The sequence below is a fragment of the Rudaea sp. genome, from assembly GCF_036383415.1.
Lineage (GTDB): Bacteria > Pseudomonadota > Gammaproteobacteria > Xanthomonadales > Rhodanobacteraceae > Rudaea.
The window spans coordinates 1-8,534 of sequence record NZ_DASVOK010000227.1; the positions used below are offsets into that span (position 1 = coordinate 1).

Genomic DNA, 8,534 nt, shown 5'->3' on the forward strand with positions numbered 1-8,534 from the left:
TCTCGCCGGCAAGCCGATCGCCGCGCGCCGCGATCACGTGTTCTATCGAGGCTGGAAGTTTTTGCGTCGGCATCGCAGCGAAGTGGGCGCTGTCGCATTGATTGCGGTGATTGTCGCTGCAGCAGTCCTTGCAGTGTTCAGAGAACGGCAGATGCGCGGCTTCGCAGGCGCCAATGCGTCGGTTGCAATCGCCGACTTTCGCAATCTCTCCACGGACAAGAACGTGGACTGGCTCGCTGCGGCGCTGACGGACATGCTGGCTACCGAGCTTGCGGAGGGTGCGCGCATGCACGCGTTGCCCGACGAATTGGTACGCGCGGCGCGCGACGGACTTGTCGCGCCCGCAGCGGGCGGCTACGCGGCAACGAGCTTGGCAACGCTGCGCAAGCGCCTCGGCGCCGACTACGTGCTGAGCGGCAGTTACCTCGTCTCGGGTGCGCCTGGTGAGGGCAGGTTGCGTCTCGATCTCGCTCTTCAGGACGCACGCAACGGTACGGCGCTCGCAAATGTTGCACAGTCGGGCGCACTGGCGGATCTGCCCGAACTCGTCGAGAAGGCTGGTGCCAGTCTGCGCGCGCAGGCCGGTTATCCGGGGCTGGCGCCCAAGGAAGTGCGCGAAACCGGTGAAGCGCGGCCACCGAATACCGATGTCGCACGCGCGATGGGCATTGCGCTGGATGCGCTGCACAAGCACGACGCAGCGCGCGCAAAGGACGCCCTGCTTGATGTGGCTGCCATGGCACCAGGCTACGCGCCAGCGCGGCTCTATCTGGCCCAGGCCTGGAAGCAGCTCGGCTACGACGCCAAGGCGCTCGCCGCCGCGCAGCAGGCCGAAGCGCGCAGCGAGGGTTTACCGGCCGACTTGCGTGGCCGCATCGCGCGCGAGGTGGCCGTGCAGAATGGCGACTGGGCGCGCGCAATCGAACTCGATCGGCAATCGCTGTCCATCGATCCGAAAAATCTCGAGCTTCATCTTTCCCTGATTGACGATCTTACTCGCGCAGGCAAATGGAACGAGTTTGCTGTAGCTCTGGAAGAAGTGCGCAAATTGCCCGACGGCAAGGACGATCCGCGCATCGATATCGAGGCGGCGAGCGCGGCGCAACGACGCGGAGACCCGAAGACCTTGATCGCGCTCGCAGAGGTGGCCCTACGAAAGGCGCAGGCGCGCGACGCTACAGCGCTCGAGGCCTTGTCCAAACATCTGCTCGCTCAAGGCCTGCGCGATGTCGGCAGGATGGAAGAGGCCCAGCGATTGTTCAGTGAGGCTGCAGAAGAAAACGGGCGGCTGGGTAACCCGCACTGGGAAGCCAACGCCTACGCCGAACTGGCTCGGATTCGTTCGCAACTCGGTGACCCGAACGCGGCGCGTAGCGACTATGAACGCGCGCGCGCCATCTACCAGCGTAGCGGAGACCAGCACGGGCTAGGCATACTCTATTTCAATCTGCTGCGCATGTTGTTGAACATCGGCGATCGCGATGCGGCGGAAGCGGCGGGGCGACGTTCGCTGGAAATCCGACGCGAGACGGGGGATATTGCCGGTGAGGCGCGTGTGCTTAACGCCCTCGCGTATATGCACCTCGACGAAGGTGCGACGGATGAGGTCATGGACGAACTTAAGCATGCGCTGCAGTTGAGCGAGCGGGCGAACGCCAAGCTGCAGCGCGTGGATACGAAGATCAACTACGCAGATGGTCTACGCCTGCGAGGGGATTTGGCGGAAGCGAAGGAAACCTGCACGCAGGCGCGTACTGACGCGCTATCGCTCGGCAATCCCGATACACGCATCGCCTCAATGCGGGAGTGCGCAATGATCGAACTCGATATGGGGGAGATCAAAGAGGCGATTGCCGATTTAACCGAGGCGCAGGCTATTTCGCGTGGTGCGAAGGATGCCAAGGCGGAAAAAGAGCTCGACTTGGATCTGGCGAAGATCGAGATGGCCGAAGGCAGATATGTGCAAGCGCGCGAGCGGATAAATGCCGCGATCAAGGAGTTTGTTCGCGGAGAATCAGTTTCGGATGAAGCGAGAGCGCAGGTGTACTTGGCTGTCATCCAGAACGCTTTGGGATTCGCCGAAGAGCGCGATCGCGCCGTTGAGAGGGCCATACAGTTGCGCAGTCGCATCACCTCACGCCTCGAGGTCATTGAAGTCGATATCGGGCTTGCGCAGATGGCAATCATTGCTGGCCAGCGCGAGCAGGGGCTGGCGCGTCTGCGTGAACTTGCACGAGACGCGCTAGCTCGCCATTGGCTGGCTTATTCGCTCGAAGCGCAGTTGGCCGCTATCCAGGCATTGGAGAGCGGCCCCGATCCATCCTCCGAGTCGATTGCCCGTGACAAATTCCTCGATACCGCACGTCAACACGGCTTCGAATGGATATTGAAGCGTGCGGAGACGGGGAAATAGGCCAAGGATCGATCAGATTTTCCCAGTGCGTCTCAGTTCCTCTTTCATATCCAGTATCAGGCGGCTGCCGGTCTGGAGGAGAAAATGACCTGCTTCTTCGAGCTCGGCTCTCAGTTTGAGCGGGAGGCACTCTTTCTCTGACGTGTTGAGAAATGAGTTTCCGGAGAGCAGATAGGCCGTTCCACGTACCACCGGATTGTTGTTAATAAGCGAATCGGAATTCAGTTCCAGCGTTGCCGTGCCTGCGCAAGGCTGTACGCGATTGGTGCCTTCACCGCCACCTGGGCTACCACCGGACATGATCGTATCCTCTTAAAATGGAATGATATTCCCCGGCGCGTGCAGCGCCGGAGTCCTAAGTGCTGAATCATTTCCCCGCAATTCGCATCCAATTCTTTTTCACGAGACTTGGCTCGAACCGCTGGCGAGATATTCCTCCTTTTTGATGCGGCATCTATCCTATCGCCCGCCGGCAATTCCGTTCTTACGGGAATTCCTCGGTGGAATTACAACGCGCAAAACAAACCCGCTGAACGCGGGTGTCATGGCCACCTCGAGTGAGGCAGGTTTCAGTGTCTTGCAATGGTTGGCGCCAATCGAGCGAGGCGGATAGTAGCGACCCGATTTGAAATCTGCCCTCGGGGATGTGTGAAAAGCCCGGCAGCCGGGTGCGGTCGCCGTCTCGCCCTCAGCGCTTGACCGCTTTGCGCCCCAGCGCCGGATCGTCGGTGAAGAAGCCGTCGATGCCGGCGTCCAGGTAAGCTCGGATTTCCGCGATCGCACCGACATCATTGCGCGTGGCCGGCGTGCCCGGCGCACGCAGGTCGCTCGGCAGGAAATAGTTCTCGGGACGGAAGGTCCAAGGGTGGACGAGCAGCTTGGCCGCGTGGGCATCGGTGACGAGCGCGGTCGGCGCGCCGAGCTTGCCGTCGGCCGTGCGCGGGATCACCGAGAGCTTGTTCGGGCCGATCGCGTCGGCGTACTTGGCGATGTCGGCGAGGCCCTGCGGCTGCATCATCTGGGCATAGTCGAGCGGCTGCCTGTTCGCGACGGTGTCGTAAGGTTGTTCCTTCGCTTCGCCGAGCAACTGGATCAGCTTCACGCGTGGTGCGAGTTCGTCCAGCCTTCCGCGCAGATACTTGAGGTTGCCGATCTCGAACGACTGGATGAACAGAGGCGCGGTCTTCGCGGTGTAGGCATGCTTGCGGATCGTCGCGAGCACCGCATCTTCCATCGGCAGCCCGATGCCTTTGAACCAGGTCGAATGCTTGATTTCGGGATAGATGCCGATCACCCGACCGCGCGTCTTAGATTCGGCGGCGACGAAATCGATGATCTCGTCGAAGGTCGGCACGGCAAACTGGCCGTCGAACTTCGCGTTGCCGGGGCGCAGCTCGGGCAGGCGCTCGCGCGCGCGCAAGGTCTTGAACTCGGCGAGGGTGAAGTCTTCGGTGAACCAGCCGGTGACTGACTGGCCATCGATCGTCTTGGTCGTCCTGCGCGCGACGAATTCGGGGTGTTTCGCCACGTCGGTCGTGCCCGAGATTTCGTTCTCGTGGCGGGCGACGAGGGCGCCGTCCCTGGTCATGACCAGGTCGGGCTCGACGAAATCGGCACCGTCCTCGATTGCCTGGCCGTAGGAGGCCAGCGTGTGTTCGGGGCGCAGCGCGCTCGCGCCGCGGTGGCCGAGGACGAGCACCTTGTCCGCGAGCGGTTTCGCGGGCGGAGCGGCGTCGGCGGTGGAAACGGCCATGCAGGCGAGGGCGACCAGGGCAGAGAATCGAAGACTTAGCATACGGGCAGAATAGCGTCCGAACATGAAAAGAGTGCGACGGGCGTAAAATTGGCGCCTGACGCCCCTCTGCGCTACCCTGCGCGACCCGCCAACGGCGCGTGAAAGCGTCTTTTTCCCCTCAATTTCCGCCATGCAAGAACAAGAAAACATCTACGATCCTGCCGCAGTCGAAGCCGCGGCGCAGAAATTCTGGAACGAGAGCCGCGCCTTCGAAGTGAAGGAAGACCCCTCGAAGCCCAAGTATTTCTGCCTGTCGATGCTGCCGTACCCGTCGGGTGCGCTGCACATGGGCCATGTGCGCAACTACACGATCGGCGATGTGATCAGCCGCTACCAGCGCATGCTCGGCAAGAACGTGCTGCAGCCGATGGGCTGGGACGCGTTCGGCCTGCCCGCGGAGAACGCGGCGATCAAGAACAACACCGCGCCGGCGAAGTGGACCTACGTCAACATCGACCACATGCGCGCGCAGCTCAAGACCATGGGCTATGCGATCGACTGGTCGCGCGAGTTCGCCACGTGCCGTCCGGACTACTACGTGCACGAGCAGCGCATGTTCGTGCGCCTGTTCAAGAAGGGCCTGGCCTACCGCAAGAATTCGGTCGTCAACTGGGACCCGGTCGACCAGACCGTGCTCGCCAACGAGCAGGTGATCGACGGCCGCGGCTGGCGCACGGGCGCATTGGTCGAGCGGCGCGAGATTCCGCAGTGGTTCCTGAAGATCACCGATTACGCCGATCAGCTGCTCGACGGTTTGGACAAGCTGCCGGGCTGGCCCGATGCAGTCAAGACGATGCAACGCAACTGGATCGGCCGTTCGGAGGGCCTCGAAATCCAGTTCGGCGTCGAAGGTGAAACTGAGCCTCTGACCGTGTTCACGACGCGCCCGGACACGCTGATGGGCGTGACGTTCCTGTCGATCGCGCCCGAGCATCCGCTCGCCTTGCAGGCGGCGAAGACGAATCCGAAACTGACCACATTCATCGAGGAATGCCGCCACGTGGCCGCGTCCGAGGCCGTTGTCGAGACGGCGGAGAAGAAGGGCGTCGAAACTGGATTGCACGCGATTCATCCGATCAGCGGCGAAAAGCTGCCGATCTGGGTCGCGAACTTCGTGCTGATGGGCTATGGCACTGGTGCGGTGATGGCCGTGCCCGGTCACGATGAGCGCGACTGGGAATTCGCGACCAAATACGACCTCTTGATCAAGATGGTGATCGTCAGCGACGCTGTGCGCGATGCGATCACCGAACTTGGCCGCGAAGCCGAAGGCAACCAGGATCCGATGTCCGCCGCGCTAGGCCAGAGCCGCGCGATCGACGTGGTCGAGGCGCCGAGCGCACTGAGCATCGTCGCGGACTTCGAAAACAGGATCATCACCGAGGGCGCGTACACCGAGTACGGCACGGTGGTGAACTCTGGCGAGCTCGACGGCAAGAATTATCGCGAGGCGTTCGACTATCTCGCCGAAAAACTGCAGCGCGAGGGCAAGGGCGCGCGCCGGATCAACTATCGTCTGCGCGACTGGGGCGTCTCGCGCCAACGTTATTGGGGTTGTCCGATCCCGATCGTCTACTGCCCGCAGTGCGATGCCGTGCCGGTGCCCGAGGACCAGCTGCCGGTCGTGCTGCCCGAAGACGTTCAGTTCATGGGTGTGCAATCGCCGATCAAGGCCGATCCGAACTGGCGCAAGACCAAGTGCCCGCAGTGCGGCGGCCCGGCCGAGCGCGAGACCGACACGTTCGACACCTTCATGGAGTCGAGCTGGTACTACGCGCGCTACACCTCGCCGGGCGCGAAGACCCAGGTCGACGAGCGCGCGAACTACTGGCTGCCGGTCGATATGTACATCGGCGGCATCGAGCACGCGATCCTGCACCTGCTGTATTTCCGTTTCTATCATCGTTTGATGCGCGACGAGGGCATGGTCGCCAGCGACGAGCCGGTCGTGCACCAGCTCAGCCAGGGCATGGTGATCGCCGAGACGTTCTATCGCGACGAGGCCGACGGTTCGAAGGCCTGGATCAATCCGGCCGACGTCGAAATCCAGCGCGACGACAAGGCGCGCATCGTCGGCGCGGTCCTCAAGAGTGACGGCAAGCCGGTGTCGATCGGCGGCATCGAGAAGATGTCGAAATCGAAGAACAACGGCGTCGATCCGCAGCTCATGGTGGCGAAGTACGGTGCCGATACGGTGCGCCTGTTCTCGATGTTCGCCGCGCCGCCCGAGCAGTCGATGGTGTGGAGCGAGGCCGGCGTCGAGGGCATGGCGCGCTTCCTGCGCCGTCTGTGGCGCGACCTGCATGCACATGTCGCCCAGCCCGATCATCCCGAGGTCGATCCGCGCGCGCTCAACGGCGCGCAGAAAACTTTGCGCCGGCAGATCCACGAGACGATCGCGAAAGTCAGCGACGACTACGGACGCCGTCTTTCGTTCAACACAGCGATCGCGGCGATCATGGAACTGCTCAACGCCGTCGGCAAGTTCGACGATATGAGCGACCAGGGCCGCGCCGTGCGCCACGAGGCGTTCGAGACGATCGTGCTGCTGCTCAATCCGATCACGCCGCACATCAGTCACGCGCTGTGGAATGCGCTCGGCCACAAGGAGGCGGTCATCGACGCGCCGTGGCCGAAGGCCGATCACGCTGCATTGACCAAGGACGCGGTCACACTCGCGGTGCAGGTCAACGGCAAGCTGCGCGGACAGATCGAAGTCGCGGTCAACGCGGCGCGCGAGGAAATCGAGAAGGCCGCGCTCGCCGACGAAGGCGTGGTCAAATTCGTTGCTGAGCAGACGGTGAAGAAAATCATCATCGTGCCGGGCAAGATCGTGAATATTGTCGTAGGATGATGCGCATGCAGACGATTGTTCGTTCCCTCGCCGTGCTGGCCGCGCTTGCTCTCGCCGCCTGTGGTTTCCATCTGCGTGGCGAGGTCAAGCTCGCGCCGGGCTTGCAGCGCGTGGTCGTGACCTGCTCCGATCCGGCCAGTCCGCTCAAGCGCAGTGTCGAGGATGCGATGAAGCATGCCGGCGCCACGATCGCGACCGCGGCGGGCGAGGGCGTCGGCGAGATCCGCATGACCGCCGTCGCCATGCAGAACCTGGTCGGCTCGGTCGGCGGCAATGCGCGCGTGAACGAGTTCAACATGGTCTATCACGTCGATCTCGAGATCGTCGACGGCGCGGGCAAGACTGTGCTCGAAAAGCAGCCGATCGAACAGACGCGCAGCTATACCTTCGACCAGACCCAGGCCGCCGGCGCGGGTGCGCAGCAGGACGTGATCCGTCGTGAAATGGAACGCGACATGGCCCAGGCCGTGATGCGCAAGATCGACTCGGTCGAGCGGCGTCTGTCGAAATAGATTCACGCGCCCAAGCAACATGCCGACACCGCTACCGGCGCTGCGCAAGCAAATCGCGACGGGCGAACTCAAGCCCGTCTACCTGCTCGCCGGCGAAGAGCACCTGCTCCTGCTCGAAGCCGCCGACGCGCTGCGCGCGCGTGCGCGCGAGCTCGGTTACGCCGAGCGCGAAGTGTTCGACGCCGACGCGAACTTCGACTGGAACCAGCTCGCGCAAAGCGCCAGTTCGATGAGCCTGTTCGCGACGCGCAAGCTGATCGACCTGCGCATGCCCACCGGCAAGCCTGGCAAGGAGGGCAGCGCCGCGATCATCGAATACTGCGAAAATCCGCCGCCCGACACCGTTCTGCTGATCACTGCGACACAGTGGTCGAAGGCGCACGAGACGAGCTGGGTCACCGCGGTCGAGAAGGCCGGCGTGTTTGTATCGCTGTGGCCGCTCAAGCCGAACGAGTTGCCCGACTGGGTCGCGCAGCGCATGGCGTCGCGCGGGCTCAAGCCGACGCGCGACGCGATCGAGGCGCTGGTCGAGCGCATCGAAGGCAACCTGCTCGCCGCCGCGCAGGAGATCGACAAGCTCGCCTTGCTCCAGGGCGACAAACCGCTCGATGCGGCCACGCTTGAAGACCTCGTCGCCGACAGCGCGCGCTTCGACGTGTTCAAGCTCGCCGACGCGGCGCTCGCCGGCGATGCCTCGCGTGCGCTGCGCATCCTCGCCGGCCTGCGCGCGGAAGGCGAGCAGGTCGTCGGCCTGCTCGGCTGGCTGCTCAATCAGCAGCAACTGCTCGCGCGCCTCGCGAATGCGCGCGGCAACCAGGCCGCCGCATTCAAGGCCGAGCGCATCTGGCCGGCGCGCGAGACGATCTACAAAAAGGCGCTGGCGCGTGCCGATCGCACGCACTGGGATGCCTGCCTGATCCAGGCCGGTCGCGTCGATCGCATCGGCAAGGGCCGCGGCAC

The 8,534-nt window shown here is 63.3% G+C and carries 6 protein-coding genes; 4 read left to right on the forward strand and 2 right to left on the reverse strand.

Features of this window, described 5'->3' with window-relative positions:
- A partial coding sequence (locus tag VF497_RS08805; protein ID WP_330887764.1) for a tetratricopeptide repeat protein occupies window positions 1-2,413 on the forward strand: 2,413 nt, incomplete at its 5' end.
- Window positions 2,414-2,425: 12 nt separating this feature from the next.
- On the opposite strand, the gene VF497_RS08810 is transcribed toward VF497_RS08805, so the two are convergent.
- Both VF497_RS08810 and VF497_RS08815 read right to left on the reverse strand, forming a co-directional pair.
- Window positions 2,426-2,713, reverse strand: a complete 288-nt coding sequence (locus VF497_RS08810; RefSeq protein ID WP_330887766.1) for a hypothetical protein — start codon at window positions 2,711-2,713, stop codon at window positions 2,426-2,428.
- A gap of 388 nt (window positions 2,714-3,101) precedes the next feature.
- Window positions 3,102-4,166 (reverse strand): glycerophosphodiester phosphodiesterase, encoded by a 1,065-nt coding sequence (locus VF497_RS08815; RefSeq protein ID WP_330887768.1) that lies wholly within the window; start codon window positions 4,164-4,166, stop codon window positions 3,102-3,104.
- 172 nt (window positions 4,167-4,338) lie between these two features.
- Here VF497_RS08815 and leuS point away from each other — a divergent pair, with 172 nt between their 5' ends.
- The 3 genes from leuS to holA form a co-directional block, all read left to right on the forward strand.
- Window positions 4,339-7,062 carry a leucine--tRNA ligase gene (gene leuS, locus VF497_RS08820; RefSeq protein WP_330887770.1) on the forward strand — a complete coding sequence of 908 codons (2,724 nt, stop codon included), beginning with the start codon at window positions 4,339-4,341 and terminating at the stop codon, window positions 7,060-7,062.
- Window positions 7,063-7,067: 5 nt separating this feature from the next.
- Window positions 7,068-7,574, forward strand: coding sequence for an LPS assembly lipoprotein LptE (gene lptE / locus VF497_RS08825; protein ID WP_330887772.1), 507 nt, complete (start codon window positions 7,068-7,070; stop codon window positions 7,572-7,574).
- Window positions 7,575-7,593: 19 nt separating this feature from the next.
- Window positions 7,594-8,534, forward strand: a 941-nt coding sequence (gene holA / locus VF497_RS08830) for a DNA polymerase III subunit delta (RefSeq protein ID WP_330887774.1), incomplete at its 3' end; no start/stop codon positions are given.